General features: G+C 66.5%; 25 protein-coding genes and 2 tRNA genes. 17 read left to right on the top strand and 10 right to left on the bottom strand.

Translation table 11 applies throughout. The annotated features are described in order from the left end of the window. Nucleotides 1–29 precede the first annotated feature (29 nt). Complete coding sequence (locus tag ACQR50_RS11135; protein ID WP_428968362.1) at nt 30–2,777, bottom strand: TonB-dependent receptor; 2,748 nt, start codon at nt 2,775–2,777, stop codon at nt 30–32. Nucleotides 2,778–2,982: 205 nt separating this feature from the next. Here ACQR50_RS11135 and ACQR50_RS11130 point away from each other — a divergent pair, with 205 nt between their 5' ends. Both ACQR50_RS11130 and ACQR50_RS11125 read left to right on the top strand, forming a co-directional pair. Continuing rightward, complete coding sequence (locus tag ACQR50_RS11130; protein WP_428968361.1) at nt 2,983–4,014, top strand: LacI family DNA-binding transcriptional regulator; 1,032 nt, start codon at nt 2,983–2,985, stop codon at nt 4,012–4,014. 31 nt (nt 4,015–4,045) lie between these two features. Next, entirely contained in the window at nt 4,046–5,527 is a 1,482-nt protein-coding gene (locus ACQR50_RS11125; protein WP_428968360.1) for an MFS transporter, read from the top strand. Between the two features lie 128 nt (nt 5,528–5,655). Here the strand turns inward: ACQR50_RS11125 and ACQR50_RS11120 are convergent, their stop codons facing one another. The 5 genes from ACQR50_RS11120 to ACQR50_RS11100 form a co-directional block, all read right to left on the bottom strand. Beyond that, complete coding sequence (locus ACQR50_RS11120) at nt 5,656–6,951, bottom strand: HAMP domain-containing sensor histidine kinase (protein ID WP_428970689.1); 1,296 nt, start codon at nt 6,949–6,951, stop codon at nt 5,656–5,658. Between the two features lie 50 nt (nt 6,952–7,001). Continuing rightward, nucleotides 7,002–7,721 carry a response regulator gene (locus tag ACQR50_RS11115; protein ID WP_056438153.1) on the bottom strand — a complete coding sequence of 240 codons (720 nt, stop codon included), beginning with the start codon at nt 7,719–7,721 and terminating at the stop codon, nt 7,002–7,004. 95 nt (nt 7,722–7,816) lie between these two features. Further along, nucleotides 7,817–8,320 (bottom strand): EF-hand domain-containing protein, encoded by a 504-nt coding sequence (locus ACQR50_RS11110; protein ID WP_428968359.1) that lies wholly within the window; start codon nt 8,318–8,320, stop codon nt 7,817–7,819. A 118-nt stretch (nt 8,321–8,438) separates the two neighbouring features. Further along, entirely contained in the window at nt 8,439–9,680 is a 1,242-nt protein-coding gene (locus ACQR50_RS11105) for a TetR/AcrR family transcriptional regulator (RefSeq protein ID WP_428968358.1), read from the bottom strand. A gap of 148 nt (nt 9,681–9,828) precedes the next feature. Continuing rightward, entirely contained in the window at nt 9,829–10,737 is a 909-nt protein-coding gene (locus tag ACQR50_RS11100; protein ID WP_428968357.1) for an acyl-CoA thioesterase, read from the bottom strand. Nucleotides 10,738–10,866: 129 nt separating this feature from the next. Here ACQR50_RS11100 and ACQR50_RS11095 point away from each other — a divergent pair, with 129 nt between their 5' ends. The 4 genes from ACQR50_RS11095 (at nt 10,867) to ACQR50_RS11080 (ending at nt 12,646) form a co-directional block, all read left to right on the top strand. Beyond that, nucleotides 10,867–11,043 carry a hypothetical protein gene (locus ACQR50_RS11095; protein WP_167334663.1) on the top strand — a complete coding sequence of 59 codons (177 nt, stop codon included), beginning with the start codon at nt 10,867–10,869 and terminating at the stop codon, nt 11,041–11,043. Between the two features lie 164 nt (nt 11,044–11,207). After that, nucleotides 11,208–12,353: an AI-2E family transporter gene (locus ACQR50_RS11090; protein ID WP_428970688.1), complete on the top strand. Its 1,146-nt coding sequence runs from the start codon at nt 11,208–11,210 to the stop codon at nt 12,351–12,353. A gap of 57 nt (nt 12,354–12,410) precedes the next feature. After that, nucleotides 12,411–12,487, top strand: a tRNA-Asp gene (locus ACQR50_RS11085). An 82-nt stretch (nt 12,488–12,569) separates the two neighbouring features. Then, a tRNA-Asp gene (locus ACQR50_RS11080) sits at nt 12,570–12,646 on the top strand. Between the two features lie 152 nt (nt 12,647–12,798). On the opposite strand, the gene ACQR50_RS11075 is transcribed toward ACQR50_RS11080, so the two are convergent. From ACQR50_RS11075 to ACQR50_RS11060, 4 genes are all read right to left on the bottom strand, one after another. After that, nucleotides 12,799–13,002, bottom strand: coding sequence for a DUF2842 domain-containing protein (locus ACQR50_RS11075; RefSeq protein WP_076716699.1), 204 nt, complete (start codon nt 13,000–13,002; stop codon nt 12,799–12,801). After that, the gene (locus tag ACQR50_RS11070) at nt 12,999–13,532 is read right to left on the bottom strand and encodes a 5-formyltetrahydrofolate cyclo-ligase (RefSeq protein ID WP_428968356.1); all 534 of its coding nucleotides are present in this window, start codon (nt 13,530–13,532) and stop codon (nt 12,999–13,001) included. The genes ACQR50_RS11075 and ACQR50_RS11070 overlap by 4 nt, the downstream gene beginning before the upstream one ends. Before the next feature lie 220 nt (nt 13,533–13,752). Continuing rightward, nucleotides 13,753–14,058 carry a cell division protein ZapA gene (locus ACQR50_RS11065; RefSeq protein WP_056438138.1) on the bottom strand — a complete coding sequence of 102 codons (306 nt, stop codon included), beginning with the start codon at nt 14,056–14,058 and terminating at the stop codon, nt 13,753–13,755. Further along, a complete protein-coding gene (locus tag ACQR50_RS11060; protein ID WP_056438135.1) occupies nt 14,058–14,255 on the bottom strand; it encodes a hypothetical protein in 198 nt (65 codons plus the stop codon). The genes ACQR50_RS11065 and ACQR50_RS11060 overlap by 1 nt, the downstream gene beginning before the upstream one ends. A 191-nt stretch (nt 14,256–14,446) precedes the next feature. Here ACQR50_RS11060 and gap point away from each other — a divergent pair, with 191 nt between their 5' ends. From gap to ACQR50_RS11005, 11 genes are all read left to right on the top strand, one after another. Beyond that, on the top strand, nt 14,447–15,457 hold the full coding sequence (gap, locus tag ACQR50_RS11055) for a type I glyceraldehyde-3-phosphate dehydrogenase (protein WP_394662531.1): 1,011 nt from the start codon (nt 14,447–14,449) through the stop codon (nt 15,455–15,457). Continuing rightward, entirely contained in the window at nt 15,457–15,933 is a 477-nt protein-coding gene (locus ACQR50_RS11050; protein ID WP_428968355.1) for an MOSC domain-containing protein, read from the top strand. The genes gap and ACQR50_RS11050 overlap by 1 nt, the downstream gene beginning before the upstream one ends. After that, nucleotides 15,930–17,129 carry a phosphoglycerate kinase gene (locus tag ACQR50_RS11045; protein WP_428968354.1) on the top strand — a complete coding sequence of 400 codons (1,200 nt, stop codon included), beginning with the start codon at nt 15,930–15,932 and terminating at the stop codon, nt 17,127–17,129. The genes ACQR50_RS11050 and ACQR50_RS11045 overlap by 4 nt, the downstream gene beginning before the upstream one ends. Before the next feature lie 143 nt (nt 17,130–17,272). Then, nucleotides 17,273–17,503 carry a type II toxin-antitoxin system RelB family antitoxin gene (gene relB, locus ACQR50_RS11040; protein WP_056438126.1) on the top strand — a complete coding sequence of 77 codons (231 nt, stop codon included), beginning with the start codon at nt 17,273–17,275 and terminating at the stop codon, nt 17,501–17,503. After that, entirely contained in the window at nt 17,500–17,826 is a 327-nt protein-coding gene (locus ACQR50_RS11035) for a type II toxin-antitoxin system PemK/MazF family toxin (RefSeq protein WP_082442317.1), read from the top strand. The genes relB and ACQR50_RS11035 overlap by 4 nt, the downstream gene beginning before the upstream one ends. 36 nt (nt 17,827–17,862) lie before the next feature. Then, the gene (locus tag ACQR50_RS11030; protein WP_056438469.1) at nt 17,863–18,771 is read left to right on the top strand and encodes a class I fructose-bisphosphate aldolase; all 909 of its coding nucleotides are present in this window, start codon (nt 17,863–17,865) and stop codon (nt 18,769–18,771) included. Between the two features lie 103 nt (nt 18,772–18,874). Then, complete coding sequence (gene thiE, locus ACQR50_RS11025) at nt 18,875–19,558, top strand: thiamine phosphate synthase (RefSeq protein ID WP_294245219.1); 684 nt, start codon at nt 18,875–18,877, stop codon at nt 19,556–19,558. Between the two features lie 90 nt (nt 19,559–19,648). Further along, entirely contained in the window at nt 19,649–19,789 is a 141-nt protein-coding gene (locus tag ACQR50_RS11020; RefSeq protein WP_156884299.1) for a hypothetical protein, read from the top strand. Continuing rightward, a complete protein-coding gene (locus ACQR50_RS11015) occupies nt 19,786–20,397 on the top strand; it encodes a M23 family metallopeptidase (protein WP_428968353.1) in 612 nt (203 codons plus the stop codon). Before ACQR50_RS11020 ends, ACQR50_RS11015 begins: the two co-directional genes overlap by 4 nt. Nucleotides 20,398–20,471: 74 nt before the next feature. Then, a complete protein-coding gene (efp, locus tag ACQR50_RS11010; protein ID WP_007403968.1) occupies nt 20,472–21,035 on the top strand; it encodes an elongation factor P in 564 nt (187 codons plus the stop codon). Nucleotides 21,036–21,164: 129 nt separating this feature from the next. Further along, on the top strand, nt 21,165–21,977 hold the full coding sequence (locus ACQR50_RS11005) for an inositol monophosphatase family protein (RefSeq protein WP_007404243.1): 813 nt from the start codon (nt 21,165–21,167) through the stop codon (nt 21,975–21,977). Nucleotides 21,978–22,036: the final 59 nt, after the last annotated feature.

The following is a 22,036-nucleotide window of genomic DNA, read 5'->3' as shown; positions in this document are numbered from 1 at the left end:
CCGTTGGATCGGCGCGGGAAATAGGGTCATCAGAAGCGATAGGTAAACCCGGCCAGGAACCGGCGGCCATAGCTCTGATAGTCGATCACCTCGTCACGGCGACCGGCATTGGTCGTGACGAACGGGGTGTCGGTCAGGTTCTGGCCCTGCACGAAGATCGACAGGCCCTTGAACGTGCCTTCCTGGAAGTCATAGCCGATCTGGCCGTCGACGATCGTCTCGTCGATCGCGCGGCGGCGAACGCGATTGGCGCCGAAGCCTGACAGCTCACCCACGAAGGTCGAGCGGTAGCGGACCGAGCCACGGATATTCAGGCCCCACTTCTCGAAGAAGGCGGTGCCGTTCGCCACCCAGCGGGAATAGCCGGGAATGTCCTCGGGCTCGCCGCCCGGCGTCGGGGTGATCTCGGTCTTGGTGTAGGACCCGCCGCCGGTCAGGCCGAAGCCGTCGAGGAAGCCGACTAGTTGACCCAGCGGCAGCGTGCCCGCCAGCTCGACGCCGTAGATCTTGCCGCCGGTACCGTTAATCGGGCGGGTGATGCGCCCTTGCGTCGGGATGCCCGCGGGCAGCGAGGCGGGCAGCGGCAGACCCGTATAGTCGTAAGGCTGCTCAAGATTGTAAACGAAGCTCTTGAGATCCTTGTAGAAACCCTGGGCCGCCAGATAGCCGCGCGTGCCGAAATATTTCTCCACGGTCACGTCGAACGAGTTCGAGCGGATCGGGCGCAGATACGGATTGCCGCCATTGCCCGAGATCAGGCCCTGCTGCGCATCGAAGCCATAGGACAGGGCGACGCGCATATCGTCGAAGCGTGGCCGCATCATCTGGCGCGCGGCGGCGACGCGGAATACCCAGTCGGTCGGCAGGCGCAGCGACAGGTTGGCGCTGGGCAGGATGTCCCAATAATCGTCGCCTTGCGCGATGTTGGTATAGCCGGTGCCGTTATAGATCAGCCCGCGCGACTTCTGCTCGGTGCCGACCGCCTGCACGCCGATATTGCCGGTCAGCTCGGCCGCGCCCAGCTGCGCCTTCAGGTCCGCCTGGAGATAGGCGGTCATCAGATGCTCGGTGGTGGTGTACGCCTTGGCGGGCACGTCGGGGCTGGTGTTCGGGGTCAGCACGATCACGCCACCCGCCAGCAGCGCGCGCGGATCATAGCTGAGCATCGGCCCCAGACCCAGATAGGTCAGGTCGGTCGGCGTCTGGCGATATTGCTGCGGCAACGGTGCGATGAATGCGCCGTTCGGCAGGGTGACGAACGACTCGTTGGGCGCCAGCGACTTGGCGTGATCGGTATAGTTCAGGCCGAAGCGCAGCGCGCTGACGATCGGCGTCTCGACCTGGCGTTCGATCTCGACCCGGTATTGCTTGATCTCGTCGCGAATCTGGCGATCGTTGAAATAGCCCGTCTGCCGCGTCGAGCCGCCCCAGCCCAGCGGATCGGTCAGCTGGATCAGGTTGGGGTCGGAATAGTTGAGCGTCGGCTGGAAGACGGTGCCGTTGCGCCCCGTGGTGAAGCCGATCGTGTCGGTCGCGCCATTGCCCTGGCCATAGCCGGTGCCGCTATACGTCTCGAGCGTGATCTCGTCGCGATCGGTCTTGGAATAGCTGAGGTCGATGAACGCGCTCCAGCCGTCATCGCCCTTGTACTTGCCGTTGTAACCGAACGAATAGAGCTTGGCCTTGCGCTGGAACGAGTCGTTGCGGACGACGCCCTCGACGCGGTTGAACGTGCCCGAGGTGACGAGGCCGTTATTTACCACCGCATTGGTCAGTGCGGTGCCCGAACCCCATTGCAGCGGCAGTTCGATACCGCGCTTGATCTGGTCGTCGTCGAAGTCGGAATAGAAGCCGTCCAGCGTGCTGGTGAAACTGTCGCTCATCCGCCACTGCACCGTGCCCGACAGGCCCAGCCGCTTCAGCGTGGTCGAGGTGACATAGGATTTCGAGCCGCCGATGACGTCGACCGTCTGGCCGCCCACCGTCGTCTGCGCATAGCCCCAGGCATTGCCTTCCTGAATCTGGTATGGTTCGTTGAGATAGCTGGCCGACAGAGCGACGCCGATCGTGTCGTCGGCGAACTGGTCGACATAGGTCGCGCTGGCGCGGTAGCCGAAGTCCTTCGAACCCGCATTCAGCTTGCCGATATCGGCATAGGTGCCGCGCGCGCCGACCGAGATCACGCGCTTGCCGTAATCGAGCGGACGGATGGTCTTCAGGTCGACGGTGCCCGACAGGCCCTGGCCGATCAGCCCGGCATTGGCGGTCTTGTAGATCAGGACCTGGTTGACGACTTCCGCCGGATACTGGTCATATTCGACGGCGCGGTTGTCGCCGGTCGAGGTCTGCTCGCGGCCGTTGAGCAGCGTGGTCGAGAAGTCCGGCGCGAAGCCGCGGATCGAGATGGCGTTGGAGCGCCCGTTGACCCGCTGCGACGTGACGCCGGGCAGGCGGGCGATGGACTCGGCGATCGAGGCGTCGGGCAGCTTGCCGATATCCTCGGCCGAGACGGACTCGACGACCAGATCGCGGTTCTTCTTTTCGGCGACGGCATTTTCCAGCGCGGCGCGAAAGCCGGTGACGACGATGTCGCCCGGTTCGGAATCCGCCTGCGCCTGCTCGGCGGCGGTGTCGGTCTGGGCATTGGTGGCGGGCGCGGGCACGACCGTGACGCTTTGCGCAAAGACCGGTGCGGCCACGATCATGGCCAGCGTGCTGACCCCGAGCTTCAGGAACGAGCGCGCGGCATCGGCCGGCGCCACAGGGCGAACCGTCATGAAATCCCCTCCAGGAAACCCCGTCATCGTTCAAAGGACGGGTATGGTTGTTGCCCCTCCTGTGAAATGCTGCGCGATGAAAAGGAATAAAGCCGCATACGTATTCAATGCGGCCGGTTCGGCCTGTTGCATTATTACGACAGCACTTCGGCTTAACCCGCGTCATGAAAGCCGGTAAGCGAAGGGGAGAGGAGGAAGTACTGATTTGACCGGTCCGCGTAAGCCCACGTCGTTCGACATCGCGCAGATGGCGGGCGTATCGCAGCCGACGGTCAGTCGTGCGCTCCGGGGAAGCCCTTCGGTCAGCGCGGCCACGCGTGCCCGGATCGAGGCGATCGCCAAGACCCTGAACTATACGGTCGATCGCGCCGCGTCGAACCTGCGCAGCGGGCAGACACGGACGCTGGCGCTCCTCCTGTTCCGCGATCCCTCGCCGGGGCGCACGCTGATCAATCCCTTCTTTCTCGGCATGTTGGGCTCGATCATGGAGAGCTGTGCCGAGGTCGGGTACGATCTGCTGGTCTCGTTCCAGAACCCGACCAGCAACTGGCAGGCCGATTATGAGGACAGCCACCGCGCCGATGGGCTGATCCTGTTGGGTTATGGCGACTATGCCGCCTATCGCGAACAGCTGGAGACTTTGGTCGCGCGCGGCACGCATTTCGTGCGCTGGGGCTCGGTCGCACCGGGGCAGCCGGGGCTGACCATCGGCTGCGACAATCATGCGGGCGCGCTGGCGGCGACACGGCACCTGATCGCGCAGGGGCGCAAGCGCATCGCCTTCCTGGGCGATGCGACCGACCATTATCCCGAATTCCACGATCGTTATCGGGGCTATTGCGACGCCCTGTCCGAGGCAGGGCTGGCTTGCGACGCCGCGTTCCAGGTCGGTGCCATTTCCAGCGAGGAGGAAGGCGAACGCGCCGCGCGCGAGCTGCTGGCGCGGGGCAAGCCATTCGACGGCATCATGGCGGCGAGCGACCTGATCGCGCTGGCCGCCATGCGTGTGCTGGCCGAGGCGGGATTGCGCGTGCCCGCCGATGTCTCGCTGGTCGGGTTCGACGATATTCCGGCGGCGAGCTTCGCGCACCCGCCGCTGACGACCGTGGTGCAGGACGCGGCGGCGGCAGGGCGGTTGCTGGTCCGCGCGCTGCTCGCCGAGATCGGGGGGACGTCGCCGCCGCCCAATCTGTTGCCCGCCACGCTGGTCGTGCGCGGGTCCAGCATCAGGCCATAATCATAACGATAACAAGATTTTGGGAGAGGTTATGGAGAAGCCGCGTCAGGGCTTTTGGGGGTTATGGAACACCTCGTTCGGCTTTTTCGGCATCCAGATCGGCTTTGCCCTGCAAAACGCCAATGTCAGCCGCATCTTCCAGTCGCTGGGCACCGCCGAGAAGGACCTCGCGTTCCTGTGGATCGCAGCGCCCCTGACCGGGCTGCTCGTCCAGCCGGTGATCGGTCATTATAGCGACCGGACCTGGGGTCGGTTCGGGCGGCGGCGGCCCTATTTCCTGGCCGGCGCCGTGCTGGCGACGCTGGCGCTGGTGGGCATGCCCAATGCGGGCGGGCTGCTGGCGGCGGCGATGCTGTTGTGGCTGCTCGACGCTTCGCTCAACATCTCGATGGAGCCGTTCCGTGCCTTTGTCGGCGATATGTTACCCAGCCGCCAGCGGACGGCGGGCTATGCGTTCCAGACGGGGTTCATCGGCGCCGGGGCGGTGCTGGGTTCGTTGGCGCCGATGCTGCTGACCGATGTGTTCCATGTCGCGAATGTGGCAGGGCCGGGCGAGGTGCCGCCGTCGGTGCGCTACGGCTTTTACATCGGCGCGGCGGCGCTGTTCGTCGCGGTGCTGTGGACGGTCCTGACCACGCGCGAATATTCGCCGCAGCAACTCGCCGCCTTTGCCGAGAACGACGACGGACAGGCCGTGCGAAGCGATGCGGCCCCGAGCGACCGGATCGGCGCCGCGCCGCTCTGGATCGTTGCTGGTGCGCTGGTCGTGGCGGGCGTGGGCTGGCTGGGCCTGGACAAGCCGGTCTATCTGCTGGGCGGCGGGTTGATCGCTTTTGGACTGGCCAAGATCGCCAGCGCTGCACTGGTCCGGGGCGGGCGCAGCGGCAATGCGCTCAGCCAGATCCTCGCCGATCTGGCGGCGATGCCGGAGACCATGAAGCGGCTGGCGCTCGTCCAGTTCTTCACCTGGTCGGCGCTGTTCATCATGTGGATCTACACGACGCCGATCGTCGCCGAGCGGGTTTTCCATAGCAGCAATGCGAACAGTGCCGCGTTCAACGAGGGGGCGAACTGGGTCGGTGTGCTGTTTGCGGTCTATAGCGGGGTGGCGACGCTCTGGGCCTTTGCGCTGCCGTCGCTCGCCAAGGCGATCGGACGGCGAAACACGCATATCCTGGGGCTGCTCTGTGGTTCCGCCGGGTTCGCCTCGTTCCTCGTGATCCGCGATGCGTGGTGGCTGATGGCATCGATGGTGCTGGTCGGCATCGCCTGGGCGTCGATCCTGACCATGCCCTATGCCATCCTGTCGGCCGCGCTTCCTGCCGAAAAGCTTGGTATTTACATGGGTTTGTTCAACATCTTTATCGTGTTGCCGCAGCTGATCGTGTCATCGATCATGGGTGCGGTGGTCGGGCACTTCTTCCCCGGCAACCTCGTCTGGGCGATGGCGGTCGCCGCCGGGGTGATGACGCTGGCCGCGATGGCGATGCTGCGGGTGGCGCGGGACGCTTGATCCTCCCCGGTACGGGGAGGGGGACCGCCGCGCAGCGGTGGTGGAGGGGGCGTGCCACCAAGGACATCCGTTGCGGAAGCCCCCCTCCGTCAGGCCTTCGGCCTGCCACCTCCCCGTGCCGGGGAGGATTAGCGGGGCAGGGTGATCGTCGCCGCCAATCCGCCTTCGGGCCGGTTGGCGAGCCGGATATCGCCGCCCGCCTCACGCACGATTGAGCGGGCGAGCGCTAGGCCCAGGCCGACGCCGCCGGTCTCGCGATTGCGCGAGGTTTCCAACCGGGTGAAGGGATCGAAGACCGTCTCAAGTTGATCCTCGGCAATGCCGGGTCCCTGGTCGGCGACGGTGATCGCGACATGTTGGGGCTTCGCGTCGATGCGGACATCGGCGGCATGGCCATATTTGATCGCATTCTCGATCAGGTTGCGCACCGCGCGCCGCATCAGCGACGGCCGCAGCTTCAGCCGCAGTCGCCCGCCTTCCTCGAAACTGACATCCTGCCCCAGATCGTGGAAGTCGGCGACCACCGCATCGACCAGCGCGTTCAGGTCGACGTCGGTTTCCGCCTCGCTGGGCCGCCCCATGCGGGCGAGCGAGAGTATGTCCTCCAGCGTCTTGTTCATCTCGGCGACGGTGTCGGCCATGCGCAGCCGGTCTTGCTCGTCCTCGACCGACTCGATGCGTACGCGCAGCGCCGCGAGCGGCGTGCGCAAGTCATGCCCGATCGCGCCAAGCATCCGGTCCTTTTCCTCCAGCATCGCCGCGATCCGCAGGCGCAGCGCATTGAAGGCGGCGATCAGGCCGGACACGTCGAGCGGCCCCTGTTCGGGAATGGTCTCCCCCGGCGCACGGGGATCGAACCGCTCGGCCGCACGGGTCAGGTCGCGCAAGGGGCGCGAAATCCGTCGCCCGATCCACAGCACCGGCAACAGGATGATGCCGTACAGGATCAGCGTCTGCGCGATCAGGCGCCAGACCAAGGTCATCTCGTCGCTCGGCCAGAAGGACCGTGTAACCAGCCAGCCGCCACCCGTCCGCTCGACCGCGATCAGCAACTCCATCGCCGGATGGCGACGCCGGTCGAAACGACGGCGCGGCCAGTCGAAATCCTCGGGTTGGAACGGGCGGACGCCGGTCACGACCCGCGCAACCGGATGCCCGAGCTCGGCCAACCCCTCGCGAATGAGTGCTTCCACTTCGGGCACGCGGGGCAGGTTGGGCCGGATCGGATTGGCCGCCGAGGCCCGGACCCGCCCGCGATCGGGGGGAAGCGGCTTGCCGCTTGCGGCCCGCTCGATCGCGTCGTTCAGCCGGGCGATGGCGGGGCCCGATGTCTGTTCCAGGATCAGGCTGCGGCGTTCGTGCAGGAGCAGGGTGAAGTTGATCGCCTGCGCGACGAACAGCGCGATGGCGAGCAGGACGGCCATCTGCGCCGCCAGCCGACGCGGCCAGAAACGCAGCGTCACCGCTCCAGGCTTCACAGGCGGGTGACTTCGGCGGCAAGCGTGTAGCCGCCACCCCAGACGGTCTTGATGATCTCGGGCGACTTGGGATCCGCCTCGATCTTGCGGCGCAGACGGCTGACCTGGTTATCGATCGCCCGGTCGAAGGCCGCGGCCTCGCGCCCTTGGGTCAGGTCGAGCAGCTGGTCGCGGGTCAGCACCTGGCGCGGGCGGCTGACGAGCGCCAGCAGCAGGTTGTACTCGCCGGTCGAGAGCATCACCGACACCCCCTCGCGGTCGACCAGCGAGCGCTCGCCCGATTTCAGCACCCAGCCCGCAAAGGCATAGGAGCCGCTGTCAGGCGCATGATGGCGTGCGCCGCCCGCCTGGGTCCGGCGCAGCACGACCTTGGCGCGGGTCGCCAGTTCGCGCGGCGAAAAGGGCTTCACGACATAATCGTCCGCGCCCATCTCCAGCCCGACGATCCGGTCGGTTTCCTCGGCGCGGGCGGTCAGCAGGATGACGGGCACCTCGCTGGTCGCCGCGATATGGCGGCACAGGCTCAGGCCGTCCTCGCCGGGCATCATGATGTCCAGGATGACGAGGTCGATCGCATAGGCGGCCAGCCGCGTGCGCGCCGAGGCGGCATCGCCCGCCTGGGTGACGCGAAAACCCTGTTTGGTCAGATAGACGGCCAGCGGCTCGCGGATCGAACGCTCGTCATCGACGAGCAGCAAATGCGGCGTTTCGGACATGGGTTCGGGGTCTAGCATGGCGGGCGCGGGCCGCAAAAGGGACGGGGCATGAAGGAAACTCGGGGAAGAATGGCCCGTCCCTTCCGCTTGGCGGTTCAGTCCGCGTCGGTCGGGGACGGCTGCGGGCCGGAGGGGTTCATCCCGCCGCCCCGGCGACCGCCCCAGCGCGGTGCGGCGGCGCGTTCGGCGGCGTCGACCTTGCCGTCATGATTGGTATCGAGCCGGTCGAAGATCGCGGCGGCGCGGGCGCGGAAGGCGTCGGCGGTGATCGGCTGGGGCGCGGGGCGGCCGAGGCGCTCGCCGCCGGGGCGGCGCGCGGCGTGTTCGGCGCGGCGCTGCTCGCGATAGGCGCGCATCTCGTCGGGGGTGACGGTGCCGTCGTGATTGGCATCCATCGCGGCGAAGCGCTGGTCTGCGGCGGCCAACGCAGCGGTGCGGGTGATGTTGCCGCCGGCGTCGGGCTGCACGCCCATCAGGCCGCCGCGCATGCCTCCACCGGGCGGCGGCGGGGCATCGCTCTGCGCCTGGACGGCGGTCGCGGTGAGCAGCGTCGCGCCCAGCAGCAGGGCGGGGGAAAGGCCAAACAGGGGCTTTCGCATGGATTGGGCATCCTCTTGGTGGCGAGGGGCAAGTCCCTGCCGAACGATGACCCTTTTGCATCCCGGCTGTCCCCCGATCATGTCGGGTTCGCTCCGCTTTTGTCGCAAATTGTGCGCGTCAGCCCAGGAAACGATCGTCGAACATGCCGTAGAGGATGGTCGAGGCGTAGAGCGCGATGGCGTGGGGACGCTCCATCGTTCCGGCCCATTTGCGCATGTCGAAGGCGGCGTTCTGGATCGCCATCAGCGCCTGCGCGGCGATCAGAGCGTCCACCGCGCGGATCGATCCTTCGCCGACCCCGTCCATGATCGTGCCCGCATAGCGCCGCGCGATCCGGTTGGAGCGGTCGACCATCTGCGCGCGCACCTCGCCCGACAGGCTGGACAGCGCGCTGGTGCGGAGCAGCGGTCCGCACTCGGCGAACTGGATGTCGAGCAGGGTCGCGATCGCGCTCGACAGCCGGTGCCAGTGGCTGCCCCCGGCGGCGTCCGCCAGCTGCTGCGCGGCGGTGATCGTGTCGAAGCTGCGGCGATAACAGGCGGCGACCAGATCGTCCTTGGCATCGAGATGATGGTAGAAGCTGCCCTTGGTGACGTTCAGTTCGGAGGCGATGCGCTGCACGCTGGCGCCGCGATAGCCAAGCTGGTTGATGAGTCGCGTCGCCGCCAGCAGGAACGCCTCGTGTCCGGGCTCGCCGTCCCGCGCACTTGGCGCATCCATGTCGAGCATGGTGGGGTTCCAGGTCGATCCGGGGGCGGCGATGCCGTGGCTCAGCACGTCGAGCAGCCGTTCCTCGACCCGGCCATATTGATCGGGTTCGTAACGGTCGAGCCACATGGGAAGCCAGAAGGTGTTCTCCAGCAAAACATGCGCGCGCGCACCGTACAGGTCGGTATGTGCACGGCTGGGCGCGGGGCCCCACAGGCTGCGGGTGGCGCGGAAGACCTTCTGCCATCCGGCCATCAACTGGCCGCGCAGCGGCTCCTCCATGGCGCGCAGATCGGAGAGCACGGCGAAGGGCGTTTCCTCACCGCGTTCGATCCGCGCCAGCCGCGCCATGTTGATCGACAGATAACGGGCGACGCGGGTTTGCGGCGTCGGCGCCTCGGCGGCCTCGGCCAGCATCTCCAGCAGCCGTTCCAACGTATGCTCGAACGCCGCCGCCGCCAGGTCTTCCTTGCGGCGGAAATAATAGGTGACGCTGGTGGTGTTCAGCCCGACCCGCCGTGCGACATCGGCAAAGGTCATGCCCTTGGCCGATTGCTCGTTGATGACCTGTGCCGCAGCCGCCAGAATGGCGTCCCGCTTTTGCAGATAGCGGTCGGTATTGCGCGCTTCACCGACGGACGTCGCCGCCATGCCTTCCATCCCCTCCGTGCACATCGGTCGCAGCGCGAGCGATCACCGGTGTTTAGAAGCGAAAGTCTCGCCCGTCACCGTCATTTCACCGCTTTCCCGGTGGAAATCGTCGGAATTTCCGGGGCTCTCCAAAAAGCGGTATGCCCGATCAGGTCTTTAGATGGGGCGCGCTGCGCAGCCGGATCAGTCCCTCCTGCGCGACGCTGGCGACCAGACGGCCATCGGCGGCGAAGATACGGCCTCGGTTGAACCCGCGGGCGTGGCCCGCCCAGGGGCTGTCGGTCGTATAAAGCAGCCATTCGTCGGCCCGGAACGGCTCGTGCAGCCATAGCGCATGGTCGAGGCTGGCGGTCTGCATGTCGTGGATCAGCCAGTTGATCCCATGCGGCAGCGTCGAGGTGCCGAGCAGCGCGAAGTCGCTGGCATAGGCCAGGATCGCCCGGTGCAGCGCGGGATCGTCGCCGATCGGCGCGACCAGCCGGAACCAGATCGCCTGTGCGGGGTCGCGCGGTTCGGGGGCGAGCAACTGGCGGGGATCGACCGTGCGCAATTCGATGGGACGCGGCCGTTCCAGAAAGGCGCGGATGGGGGCGGGCACCTGTTCGCCCAGACTATCCAGCAATTCGCGTTCGGAGGGCAGGGTATCGGGCGCGGGGACGTCGGGCATCGCATCCTGATGGTGCATCCCGTCCTCGGGCGTCTGGAACGAGCAGGCGAGGTTCAGGATCGGCTTGCCCTTCTGCACCGCGATTACCCGGCGCGTCGCGAAGCTGCGCCCCTCAAAATCACGCTCCACCCGGTAGGTGATCGGGAAGCGCTCATCGCCCGGCCGCATGAAATAGGCGTGGAGCGAGTGCGCCACCTTGGGGGCCTCGGTCGATCGCTGCGCCGCCTGCAACGCCTGGGCGATCACCTGTCCGCCGAAGACGCGGCCCTCGCCGCCGGGTCGACGTGCGCCGCGATACAGATCGGTGTCGATCTCCTCGACATCCAGCAGCGCGACCAAGCCTTGGGCCAGTTGTTCGGGGGAGAAACGGGGGCGGGGGTTGCGATCCATGCCGGGAGTGATGCTGTACGTTGACGTAAACGTCAATAATGGCCTGTCCGGCGGCCTCACCCGAAAAGGCTTTTACGCCATAGGGGTGCTCGCTACACATGGCCTCGACGAACTGGCTGGGAGAAGGCGATGGACGGTTTGAACGAAGACGGCACCTCGGAGCGTGCCGAGCTGCACTTTCTGGCGGCGCTGACCGAGGAACTGATGCGTCACCTGATGGAGGCCGGGGTGCTCAGCCGTACCCAGCTTCAGTCGATCGAAAATGCGGTGGCCGAGCGGACCGGCGGTATCCCCCGCGCCTGGTAGGGCGGCGTCTTCCCCGACATGACATAAACGTCATGCAAACGCGGCGTTAGCGGCTTTCCTGTGCTCGGAAAGCCGCTAACGTGACTGTCATGAGTGACGCGCAAGACGAGCTGGTCGACAAGGCCTTTCCCGCCGGTGATTCGATCCTGGGAACGCCATTGGGCATGGGGCCGCGCGATGCGGTGCGGATCGCGATGCGCCGCGACCGGCTGCTGGCCGGGCTGACCCTGACGGCGGGGGCGGGGTTCATCCTCGCCTTGCCCTTCGCGCTGCGCGAGGGGGCCGAATTCTTCCTGCCGCTGACGACGGCGCTGGTCATCGCGATCGCGCTGGTCCCGATCCTGGAATGGCTGGAGCGGCGACGCGTGCCCTCGGCGCTGGCTGCGCTGATGTGCGTCCTCCTGTTCCTGATCGTCGCCAATATCGCCTTGGCGGCAATCATCGTGCCCGCGACCGACTTCTTCCGTCTGTTGCCCAGCCGGATCGGGCGCATCCAGGACAATCTGGCGCCGCTGCTCGATCTCTATTCCAGCCTCGAGCGCTATGTGAACAAGGCGCTGCGGCAGGTCGCCTCCACCCCGATCCGCCAGCCGCAGACCGCGGCCGTCTCGCCCCCCAGCTCGATCCTGGAGCTGGCGGCGACCTCGGCACCGGGGCTGATCGTCCAGTTCCTGTTCGGCGTCCTCGTCGTCTTCTTCGTGCTGTCGGGCTGGACCCGGATGCGGCGCGAGACGATTCGCGGGCGGACCAGTTTCGATGGTGCGATGGCGACCGCGCGCGTCATTCAGGAGGTCGTGGACGACGTCTCGGCCTATCTGGGCACGATCACGATCATCAACCTCGCGCTGGGCGGTGCGGTGGCGGGCGCGCTGTCGCTGTTCGGTATGCCCTATCCGCTCATGTGGGGCGGTATCGTCGCGCTGCTCAACTATATCCCCTATTTCGGGCCGGTGATCGGCGCGATGCTGCTGGCGGTCGGCGGCCTGATGACGTTCAGCGACATCTGGGTCGCGCTGGCGCCGCCCGCGATCATGTACGGGATGCACCTGATCGAGGCGAACCTGATCACCCCGCTGATCGTCGGGCATCGTCTGACCATCAGCCCGGTGCTCATCCTGGTCTCGCTGAGCTTCTGGGGATGGGTCTGGGGCACCACGGGGGCCTTGCTGGCCGTGCCGCTGCTCATCATCCTGCAAACCGTCCTGAAGGCGGCCGGAAAGCCCGACATCGCAGGCTTCCTGTTCGAGCATGGAACCCTCACCCATCTCGACCGCGAGACCGACCCGGAAGACGTTCCGCAAGAAAAATGAAATGATGCGTTGACAGGTTCGGAACGCTCGCCTAGTTGGCGCGCCTCGACGCTTTCAGCGGGTGTAGCTCAGTTGGTTAGAGCGCCGGCCTGTCACGCCGGAGGTCGCGGGTTCGAGCCCCGTCACTCGCGCCATCCTCTCCGGAGAATGGCTGAAAATATCGAAATCCCCACATGGGGCCGATGCCGGTTTCGGTTGGCATCACATGGCTTTCAAGCGGGTGTAGCTCAGTTGGTTAGAGCGCCGGCCTGTCACGCCGGAGGTCGCGGGTTCGAGCCCCGTCACTCGCGCCATCCTTCGGGATGGCGCTTTTGTTTTCAGCACAGACATTGTCGGTTTGGGGGCGTCTCAGCATTGGTCTGGGCAGATTGCTCCCCGAAATTACCCATTCCCAATACTGCCTACCTTCGTTCGGCCTGAGCGCAGTCGAAGACCAGGGGAAGTCCTATCGCCGCCCGCCCTCCATCCAGCGCAGCAGGGGCTTCATCGGCGTGATCCACACGATCCCCGCTACGACATAGAAAACCAGCTGCAGCACCCAATGCCATTGCCCGACCACGCCGGACAGGCTGGCGACCAGCATCGCCCAGACGATGATGATCGCGACGATCAGCAGCATACCGGCAGGTTTGCGCCAACTGGGGGTCATGGGACGATCCATTCCGATTCGGTAGCGATGGCGTGGAGCGGCACGTCCCAGCTGTCGGGCACCAGTTCCTCGACCTCCTGGACGCTCCAGGCGATGCCCACGCGCCAGGCATCGGGGTTGGCCGCAAAAGCGCGGTCATAATGCCCTGCGCCCTGTCCCAGCCGATTTCCGCGCCGGTCGAAGCCGACAAGGGGCGTCAGGATGATGTCCGGGCGGCATTCGGGGGCGTTAGGGGCAGGCTGATGCAGTCCGAAGGCGCCGACATTCAGATCCTCGCCGTCCGCCCATGTCAGGAAGCGGATCGGGCTGGCGCGGTCGGTGACATGGGGCAGGGCGATTGTCGCCCCGGCATGCAGCGCCGCCTCGACCCACAGCGCCGGGTCCGCTTCCGCTCCCAAGGGGCGATAGGCTGCGATGATTTGATGGGGGAGCAGGCGGTCCAGAAAGGACCGCGCCACCGGCAGAAGGCCGGGGCCATGCGCGTCGCGCACCGCCCGCATCCGGGCGCGTAGGGCGCGCTTGTCGATCATGATGCGCGATGACGATCGGGGTAAGGGCGGGTGGCGGGACCGCCATGGCCGTTTGCCGTAATATCCACTGACGCCCAATACGTCAGGTGGGGACCATGTACGTCGGACCAGGGTCCGGGCAGGGACAGCCCCCTTGGATGAAGAATAGCCTCAGGGATTATCGTGGCTCGTACCGGGCAGAGCCCGCCGCCGACCCATGTAGGCGAGGGCTCCGCGTTACTCAAGGGCGGCTTTCCTCATCAAGTGCATCGGCCAGTCCTTCCAGCCGCTCGGCGATGCGGGCGAGCGCGGCCTCGCTGACCGCCGCGCCGGCGGGCGGACGCCGTTCGGCCTCTTCCAGCGCATCGGCCAGCATCAGCGAGACGAACAGCAGCGCCCGTTCGCCATTATGGCCGCCCGAAGCGCGCAGCGCCGCCGACCAGCGCTGGTCGAGCATCTGGCCCAGCATGCGGACGCGCGCCTCGCCGCCGTCCTGGCAATAGACGGTGTGGGGGCGGTCGCCGACCTGGATCGTCACTTCGGCCATCAGGCGACGCTCCCCCGGGTGATGACATCGTCGAGCGCGGTCACCGCCTCGGCCATGCGCGCCTTCAGCGCGGCGTGACGGCGGGCAAGCGCGTCTTCCTTGGCGGCGCGATTTCGGATCGCCCCTTCGATGCGGGCGATGGCGCGGTCGATCCGCTCGACGGAGGAAAGGACGTCGTCGGCAATGGGTTCGGGCATGAAAGGGGCTTAGCAGGCTGGTCTCATGCGGCAACCCGGAATTGGACGATAGGGGGCGCTCGGGCGGTTGACAGACACTCGCGCGGCTCCGAAAGGCGTGGCGCGAACGGTGGAATCGTCGAAACGATCTCCATCCAACCGGGGGCGGTGCCGTCCATGGCACGGCCCGTAAAAGACAGGAGCTTGCTGGCATGACGGTCAAGGTTGCAATCAACGGTTTCGGCCGCATCGGTCGCCTGGTGGCGCGCGCGATCCTCGAGCGTGGCGGCGACGCGCTGGAACTCGTCGCGATCAACGATCTCGCCGACGCCAAGTCGAACGCCTGGCTGTTCAGCCGCGACAGCATCCATGGCCGTTATCCGGGCGAAGTCGCCGCCGAGGGCAACGACATCGTGATCGACGGCAAGCGCATCCGCGTCACCGCCGAGCGCGATCCGGCGAACCTGCCGCACAAGGAACTGGGCGTCGACCTGGTCCTGGAGTGCACCGGCTTCTTCACCGACAAGGCGTCATGCGAGAAGCACATCGCGGCGGGCGCCAAGAAAGTGCTGATCTCGGCGCCGGGCAAGAATGTCGACCTGACCGTCGTCTACGGCGTCAACCATGACAAGCTGACCGCGGACCACACCATCGTGTCGAATGCGTCCTGCACCACCAACTGCCTGGCGCCGGTCGCCAAGGTGCTGAACGACGCGATCGGCATCGAGCGCGGCCTGATGACCACGGTCCACGCCTATACCAACGACCAGAAGATCCTCGACCAGATCCACCCCGACCTGCGTCGCGCCCGCGCCGCCGCCATGTCGATGATCCCGACCACCACGGGTGCCGCCCGCGCGGTGGGCGAGGTTCTGCCCGAGCTGAAGGGCAAGCTGGACGGCTCGGCCATCCGCGTGCCGACCCCCGACGTCAGCCTGGTCGACCTGACCTTCACGCCCGCGCGCGACACGACCAAGGAAGAGGTCAACGCGATCCTGAAGGCCGCGTCGGAGAGCGAGGCGCTGAAGGGCGTGCTGGTCTATACCGACGAGCCGCTCGTCTCGATCGACCTGATGCACTCGCCGCAGTCCTCGACCGTCGACAGCCTGGAGACGGCGGTGATCGACGGCAAGCTGGTGCGCGTCGTGTCCTGGTACGACAATGAATGGGGCTTCTCGAACCGCATGGTCGACACCGCGACCGCGATGGCGAAGTTCCTCTGATGAGCGACGGGCGGGCGATGACCGGGCGTCTGGCCGGCATCGCCCGCCATGCCGTGCCGAAGGGGCCGATGGAGGTGATCGACACCGCCATCGTCACCCTGGAAGGCGGCGTGGAAGGCGATGTGCGCGGGCGGATCAAGCCCGGCGGTCGCGGGCGTCGGCAGGTCACGCTGATCGAGCGCGCCGACTGGGACGCCGCGCTGGCCGAGATCGGCCGTGACATCCCCTGGCAGGAGCGCCGTGCGAACCTGCTGGTCGAGGATTTCGACCTTCCCCAAATTCCGGGCACCCGGCTGCGTGTCGGGACTGTCCTTCTCCAAATCACCATGGAATGCGATCCATGCCACCGCATGGACGCGATCGCCGACGGATTGCAGGCGGCCCTGACCCCCGACTGGCGCGGCGGTGTATGTACCCGCGTGATCGAGGGCGGCACGATCCGTATCGGCGATAACATCAGGATCGAGGAATCATGACCAAGGCCTTCAAGACGCTCGACGATATGGGCGATGTCCAGGGCAAGCGCGTGCTGGTCCGCGAGGATCTGAACGTGCCGATGGCCGATGGCCGCGTCACCGACGACACCCGCCTGCGCGCCACGATCGCGACCGTGACCGAACTGGCCGACAAGGGCGCGATCGTCCTGATCCTCGCCCATTTCGGCCGCCCCAAGGGGCAGCGTAACCCCGAATTCTCGCTGGCGATGCTGACCCAGCCGTACAGCGACGTGCTGGGCCGTCCGGTCCGCTTCATCGACGATGTGGCAGGCGAGGCGGCGGAGGCCGCCGTCGCGACGCTGAACCCCGGCGATATCGCGATCCTGGAAAACACCCGCTTCCATGCGGGCGAGGAAAAGAACGATCCGGAACTGGCGGCACGGATCGCCAAGCTGGGCGACCTGTACGTCAACGACGCCTTCTCGGCCGCGCACCGCGCCCATGTCTCGACCGAGGGTCTGGCACGCGCCCTCCCGGCGTTCGCTGGCCGGGCGATGGAAGCCGAACTCGACGCGCTGGAAAAGGCGCTCGGCAATCCCGAGCATCCGGTCGCAGCCGTGGTCGGCGGCGCCAAGGTCTCGACCAAGCTCGCCGTGCTCAAGCATCTGGTCGGCAAGGTCGATCACCTCATCATCGGCGGCGGCATGGCCAACACCTTCCTCGCCGCGCGCGGGGTTGATGTGGGCAAGTCGCTGTGCGAGCATGACCTGACCGGCACCGCCGAGGAGATTCTCGACGCCGCCGACAAGGCGGGCTGCACGGTCCACCTGCCGTACGACGTCGTAGTCGCCAAGGAGTTCAAGCCGAACCCCGAGACGCGCACCGTCAACGTCCACGAAGTCGCCGGTGACGAGATGATCCTCGACCTCGGCCCCAATGCCGTCGAGGCGCTGGGCGATGTACTGAAGAACTGTCGTACGCTGGTCTGGAACGGCCCGCTGGGCGCGTTCGAGACGCCGCCCTTCGACATGGCGACCGTCGCGCTCGCCAAGACGGCGGCGGCGCTGACCCAGGACGGCAGCCTCGTCTCGGTCGCGGGCGGCGGCGATACCGTTGCCGCGCTCAACCAGGCGGGCGTGGGCACGCAGTTCACCTTCGTCTCGACGGCGGGCGGCGCGTTCCTGGAATGGATGGAAGGGCAGGACCTGCCCGGCGTCGCCGCGCTGACCGCCTGACGCTCGGTCCATTCGGCGTGACAATCACCCCGTCGCCTTCCGGGCGGCGGGGTTTTTTCATGGGCGTCGAAATTGGTCAGGCAGCCGCTTGATCCGCCGCGCCGGACTTGCTAGGTTAAACGCGTTAAACGAAGGAAGTGGCAATGCTCGGCGTCCGCCTCGATACCGAATTGGAAGAGCGGCTGGCGGCTGTCGCGCGCACCCAGGGGCGTAGCAAGAGCGACATTGCCCGTGAGGCCGTGCGTCGCTATGTCGACCTGCATGACGAGGCCTATCGCCGCGAGGCGCGCCGCCAGTCGACCCGCGCGTCGAAGCGCGACACGCCCGAGGATTTCGCCTTCTGGAACAGGCTGGCCAAGGAGGATGCGGCGTGACGATTTCGCACGCCGCCATCGTGCTGGCGACGACGGGCGAGGGTGAAGACCACCGCCCGTTCCTGGTCGTCCAGTCGGACCTTTATAACGAGACGCACAACACCATCACCGTCTGCCCGATGACCTCGGTCGTCGGTGGCGAGGCGCTGTTCCGCGTCGCTTTTTCCCCGCGCGAGCATACCGGCCTGACCGTCGAGTGCGAGGTGCAGGTGGACAAGATCCTGTCCATCCCCCGCAATCATATCGTCAAAGTCATCGGCCATGCTTCCCCCACCCGGATGGAGCAGGTCGATCAGGCGCTGCGCCGCTGGCTGATGCTCTGACCCCTTTATAGCCCGACACCAATCTGGAGAGACATGATGACCCCGACCGTGAAGGCCATTCTCGACAAATATGAAGGCACGCCCGCCGCGGTGAAGGCGAACCTGGCCCGCATCCTGATGCAGGGCAAGCTGGGCGGCACCGGCAAGCTGATCATCCTGCCCGTCGACCAGGGGTTCGAGCACGGCCCGGCACGCAGCTTCGCGGTCAACCCGCCCGCCTATGACCCGCATTACCATTTCCAGCTGGCGATCGACGCCGGGCTGTCGGCCTATGCCGCGCCGCTGGGCATGCTGGAGGCCGGGGCCGACACCTTTGCGGGCCAAATCCCGACCATCCTGAAGATCAACAGCTCGAACAGCTGGGGCACCTCGATCACGCAGGCCGTGACGGGCAGCGTGCAGGATGCGGTGCGGCTGGGCTGCGCGGCGATCGGCTTTACCATTTATCCGGGCTCGGACGGCATTTTCGACGCGATGGACCAGATTGCGATCCTGTCGGCCGAAGCGCGCGAGGCGGGGCTCGCCACCGTCATCTGGAGCTATCCGCGCGGCGGCAAGCTGACCAAGGACGGCGAGCTGGCGCTCGACGTCGGCGCCTATGCCGCGCACATGGCTGCGCTGCTCGGCGCGCACATCATCAAGGTGAAGCTGCCCAGCGACCATATCGAACAGGCCGAGGCCAAGAAGGTCTATGAGGGCACCGACTGGTCGAACCAGGCCGACCGGGTGCGCCATGTGGTGCAGTCCAGCTTCGCGGGCCGCCGTATCGTCGTGTTCTCGGGCGGCGCGGCCAAGGGGGCCGATGCCGTCTATCAGGACGCGCGCGACATTCGTGACGGTGGCGGCAACGGCTCGATCATCGGCCGCAATACCTTCCAGCGTCCGCGTGACGAGGCGCTGGCGATGCTCGACAAGCTGATCGCGATCTACAAGAACGAAGAATAAGTTCTTGCTAGGGTTGGGCGTTCTGGTTGGGGAACCGGGACGCCCATTCCTTATCCGCTCGCCATAGGTGACGGAGGCCGCGTCAGGCGCTAGGGGAGGGGCCATGACGCTTGATGACGATCCCCTCGGCCCGCTCGACCCCAATTTCGCGGCAGCCTTTACCCGCGACGTGCGGCGCCCGCCCTGCCAGCTTTACCTGATCTCGCCGCTCGATGTGACCGGCGGTTTCGCCGACCGTCTGGCGCGCGCGCTCGATGCCGGACCGGTCGCGGCCTTCCAGTTCCGCGTCAAGGACATGGACCAGCACGCCGCCGCCAAGCTGGCCGAGCCGCTCCAGCGTATCTGCGCCGACCGCGAAGTCGCCTTCATCGTCAATGATAGCATCAGCCTGGCCAAGCGGCTGGGCGCGGACGGTGTGCATCTGGGGCAGGAGGACGGCGACGCCCGCGAGGCGCGCGACGTGCTCGGCCCGACGGTGCAGATCGGCGTGACCTGCCACGACAGCCGCCACCTCGCGATGGAAGCGGGCGAGGCGGGCGCGGACTATGTCGCGTTCGGTGCCTTCTACCCGACCACCACCAAGGAAACCAAGCATCGGCCCGAGCCTGTCGTTCTGTCCTGGTGGTCGGCCCTGTTCGAGCTGCCCTGCGTCGCGATCGGTGGGATCACGCCGGCCAACGCCGCGCCGCTGGTCAAGGCGGGGGCGGACTTTCTGGCGGTGTCGGGTGCGGTGTGGAACGGCGACGAGGCGGCGGCGATCAAGGCCTTTGCCGAGCTGCTCGGCTGAGCCTTTCCCCGGCCTATCCGTTCCGCTTAGGAAACAAGCGCCGGGCGGCCGCGTTTAATCTGTGATCGATCCACGGGTTAAGGAGCGGGCGTGAAGAGACTGGCAATCGCCCTTGTCGGCGGCGTGGCCATGGCGCTGGTGGCGGTCGGCACCCATCCGGCATCGGACGGGCTGCACGGCAATCTGTCACGACAGGCGGCGGTCAGCGCGCCATCGGTGCCGACGCGATGAGGCGTGGCGGGGGCAGGGGGCCGCTGTCGCGTTTCGGTTGGGTGATGCTGGGCCTGATCGTGGTTGCGGTCGGCGGTTTCCTGTCGATGCTGTCCTTCGGGCCCGGCGAAGTCGTCGTGCCCGATGTCGCGGCACCGGCCAGACAGGCGGCGGCAGGCAGTTCGGCATCGCTGGCCATGCCGATCGCCAATTATCCGGTCTCCTCGCTGCGTCACGACTGGGGCGATCCGCGCGAGGGTGGCCAGCGCAAGCATCAGGGGCTCGACCTGATGGCGCCGGGCGGAACACCGGTCGTCGCCGCGCTGTCCGGTACGGTCGAAAAGCTCTTCGACAGCGATCGCGGCGGTCATACCGTTTATATCCGCTCGCCCGATCGCCGCTGGATGCTCTATTATGCGCATCTGAAGGGCTATGCGCCGGGCCTGGCCGAAGGGCAGCAGATCCGTCAGGGCCAGCTCGTCGGTTATGTCGGCGACAGCGGCAATGCGGGCACGGGCAATACGCATCTGCATTTCGCGGTCAGCTGGATGCGCGCCGGGGATCGCTGGTATCAGGGCGAGCCGGTCGACCCCTATCCGCTGCTTGCCGGAAAGACCGCTTCGCGTTAAAGCGGCCGACACAGGACGCCGGGTCGCGTTGGTCGCACCGGTATCCTTCGCTCTTTCCAGCAGGTTGAAGACCCATGAAGATCAGCGGCGTGGACATTCGTCCCGGCAACATCATCGAGTATGAAGGCGGCATCTGGCGCGCCGTGAAGATTCAGCACACCCAGCCCGGCAAGGGCGGTGCGTATATGCAGGTCGAGATGAAGAACCTCATCGACGGCCGCAAGACGAACGTCCGCTTCCGCTCCGCCGAGACGGTCGAGCGCGTCCGCCTGGATACCAAGGACTTCCAGTTCCTGTTTGCCGAAGGCGACGACCTGACCTTCATGGACAAGGAAAGCTATGAGCAGATCACGCTGCCGCGCGACCTGCTGGGCGATGCTGCCGCGTTCCTGCAGGACGGCATGGACGTCGTGATGGAACTGCACGAGGAAAAGCCGATCTCGGTCCAGCTTCCCGACCAGATCGAAGCCACCATCGTCGAGGCCGACGCCGTGGTGAAGGGGCAGACCGCCTCGTCCTCGTACAAGCCCGCCATTCTCGACAATGGCGTCCGCGTGATGGTGCCGCCGCACATCGCGTCGGGCACGCGCATCGTCGTCGACGTGTACGAACAGACCTACGTCCGCCGCGCGGACTAATCACGATCGGCGGATGACCGGCGCGACCTGAGCGCGACCCCGTCATCCGCCGTACCGGCCCGTCGTTCGCGGCGGGCCTTTTCAATTGGAGCGCCCTGGGCAAGCAGCGGCGCGATCGAAAGGACGATCATGGCCTCGCACTCCGGGCTTCTCACCATCATGGAACGCGCCGCGCGCAAGGCCGCCCCGCGTCTGCGCCGCGACTTCAACGAGGTCCAGCACCTCCAGGTCAGCCGCAAGGGGCCCGCCGACTTCGTGTCGATGGCCGACAAGCGTGCCGAGGAAACCGTCTTCGAGGAACTGAAGAAGGCGCGTCCCGACTGGAACTTCCTCATGGAGGAGGGCGGCGAGATCAAGGGCGATCCGTCCAAGCCGCGCTTCATCATCGACCCGCTCGACGGCACGTCGAACTTTCTGCACGGCATCCCGCACTTCGCCATCTCGATCGCGGTCGAGGAGCCGCTGGCGAACGGCAAGCGCGAAGTGACGACCGGCCTGATCTATCAGCCGCTGACCGATGAGAGCTTCTGGGCCGAAAAGGGCCGGGGCGCGTGGTTGCAGGACGGGCGCCTGCGCGTCTCGTCGCGCCGCGATCTGTCGGAGGCGCTGATCGCCACCGGCATCCCGTTCCTGGGTCATGGCGATTTCGTCCAGTGGAGCCGCATTTTTGGTGCGATCGCCCCGCAGGTCGCCGGGATCCGCCGCTTCGGCTCGGCCGCGCTCGACCTCGCCTGGGTCGCGGCGGGCCGTTATGACGGTTTCTGGGAGTCGGGCCTGAAGCCGTGGGACGCGGCGGCGGGCATGCTGCTGGTGCGAGAAGCGGGCGGTTTCGTCAGCGATTTCCGCGGCAGCGACAAGTCGCTCGACCGTGGCGAGTATCTGGCGGCGAACGAGGGCCTGCATTCCAAGCTGCACAAGCTGCTGGCCAACGCGCTGCGTTAAGAATTTGGTGGGATTTGAACGCAAGGGGGCTCGCCTCTTGCGTTCAAGCCACTGGATTA

Source organism: Sphingomonas sp. Xoc002 (assembly GCF_050408055.1).
Classification (GTDB): domain Bacteria; phylum Pseudomonadota; class Alphaproteobacteria; order Sphingomonadales; family Sphingomonadaceae; genus Sphingomonas; species Sphingomonas yabuuchiae.
Note: the sequence above shows the minus strand (reverse complement) of the source record. Positions and strands in the feature narration are given on the sequence as shown.

Excerpts from the sequence above, each read along its gene's own strand:
- ACQR50_RS11135 (WP_428968362.1), bottom strand. The coding sequence starts at position 2,777 with ATGACGGTTCGCCCTGTGGCGCCGGCCGATGCCGCGCGCTCGTTCCTG.
- ACQR50_RS11125 (WP_428968360.1), top strand. The coding sequence starts at position 4,046 with ATGGAGAAGCCGCGTCAGGGCTTTTGGGGGTTATGGAACACCTCGTTC.
- ACQR50_RS11120 (WP_428970689.1), bottom strand. The coding sequence starts at position 6,951 with ATGGCCGTCCTGCTCGCCATCGCGCTGTTCGTCGCGCAGGCGATCAAC.
- ACQR50_RS11115 (WP_056438153.1), bottom strand. The coding sequence starts at position 7,721 with ATGTCCGAAACGCCGCATTTGCTGCTCGTCGATGACGAGCGTTCGATC.
- ACQR50_RS11110 (WP_428968359.1), bottom strand. The coding sequence starts at position 8,320 with ATGCGAAAGCCCCTGTTTGGCCTTTCCCCCGCCCTGCTGCTGGGCGCG.
- ACQR50_RS11105 (WP_428968358.1), bottom strand. The coding sequence starts at position 9,680 with ATGGCGGCGACGTCCGTCGGTGAAGCGCGCAATACCGACCGCTATCTG.
- ACQR50_RS11100 (WP_428968357.1), bottom strand. The coding sequence starts at position 10,737 with ATGGATCGCAACCCCCGCCCCCGTTTCTCCCCCGAACAACTGGCCCAA.
- ACQR50_RS11095 (WP_167334663.1), top strand. The coding sequence starts at position 10,867 with ATGGACGGTTTGAACGAAGACGGCACCTCGGAGCGTGCCGAGCTGCAC.
- ACQR50_RS11090 (WP_428970688.1), top strand. The coding sequence starts at position 11,208 with ATGGGGCCGCGCGATGCGGTGCGGATCGCGATGCGCCGCGACCGGCTG.
- ACQR50_RS11075 (WP_076716699.1), bottom strand. The coding sequence starts at position 13,002 with ATGACCCCCAGTTGGCGCAAACCTGCCGGTATGCTGCTGATCGTCGCG.
- ACQR50_RS11070 (WP_428968356.1), bottom strand. The coding sequence starts at position 13,532 with ATGATCGACAAGCGCGCCCTACGCGCCCGGATGCGGGCGGTGCGCGAC.
- ACQR50_RS11065 (WP_056438138.1), bottom strand. The coding sequence starts at position 14,058 with ATGGCCGAAGTGACGATCCAGGTCGGCGACCGCCCCCACACCGTCTAT.
- ACQR50_RS11060 (WP_056438135.1), bottom strand. The coding sequence starts at position 14,255 with ATGCCCGAACCCATTGCCGACGACGTCCTTTCCTCCGTCGAGCGGATC.
- gap (WP_394662531.1), top strand. The coding sequence starts at position 14,447 with ATGACGGTCAAGGTTGCAATCAACGGTTTCGGCCGCATCGGTCGCCTG.
- ACQR50_RS11050 (WP_428968355.1), top strand. The coding sequence starts at position 15,457 with ATGAGCGACGGGCGGGCGATGACCGGGCGTCTGGCCGGCATCGCCCGC.
- ACQR50_RS11045 (WP_428968354.1), top strand. The coding sequence starts at position 15,930 with ATGACCAAGGCCTTCAAGACGCTCGACGATATGGGCGATGTCCAGGGC.
- relB (WP_056438126.1), top strand. The coding sequence starts at position 17,273 with ATGCTCGGCGTCCGCCTCGATACCGAATTGGAAGAGCGGCTGGCGGCT.
- ACQR50_RS11030 (WP_056438469.1), top strand. The coding sequence starts at position 17,863 with ATGACCCCGACCGTGAAGGCCATTCTCGACAAATATGAAGGCACGCCC.
- thiE (WP_294245219.1), top strand. The coding sequence starts at position 18,875 with ATGACGCTTGATGACGATCCCCTCGGCCCGCTCGACCCCAATTTCGCG.
- ACQR50_RS11015 (WP_428968353.1), top strand. The coding sequence starts at position 19,786 with ATGAGGCGTGGCGGGGGCAGGGGGCCGCTGTCGCGTTTCGGTTGGGTG.
- efp (WP_007403968.1), top strand. The coding sequence starts at position 20,472 with ATGAAGATCAGCGGCGTGGACATTCGTCCCGGCAACATCATCGAGTAT.
- ACQR50_RS11005 (WP_007404243.1), top strand. The coding sequence starts at position 21,165 with ATGGCCTCGCACTCCGGGCTTCTCACCATCATGGAACGCGCCGCGCGC.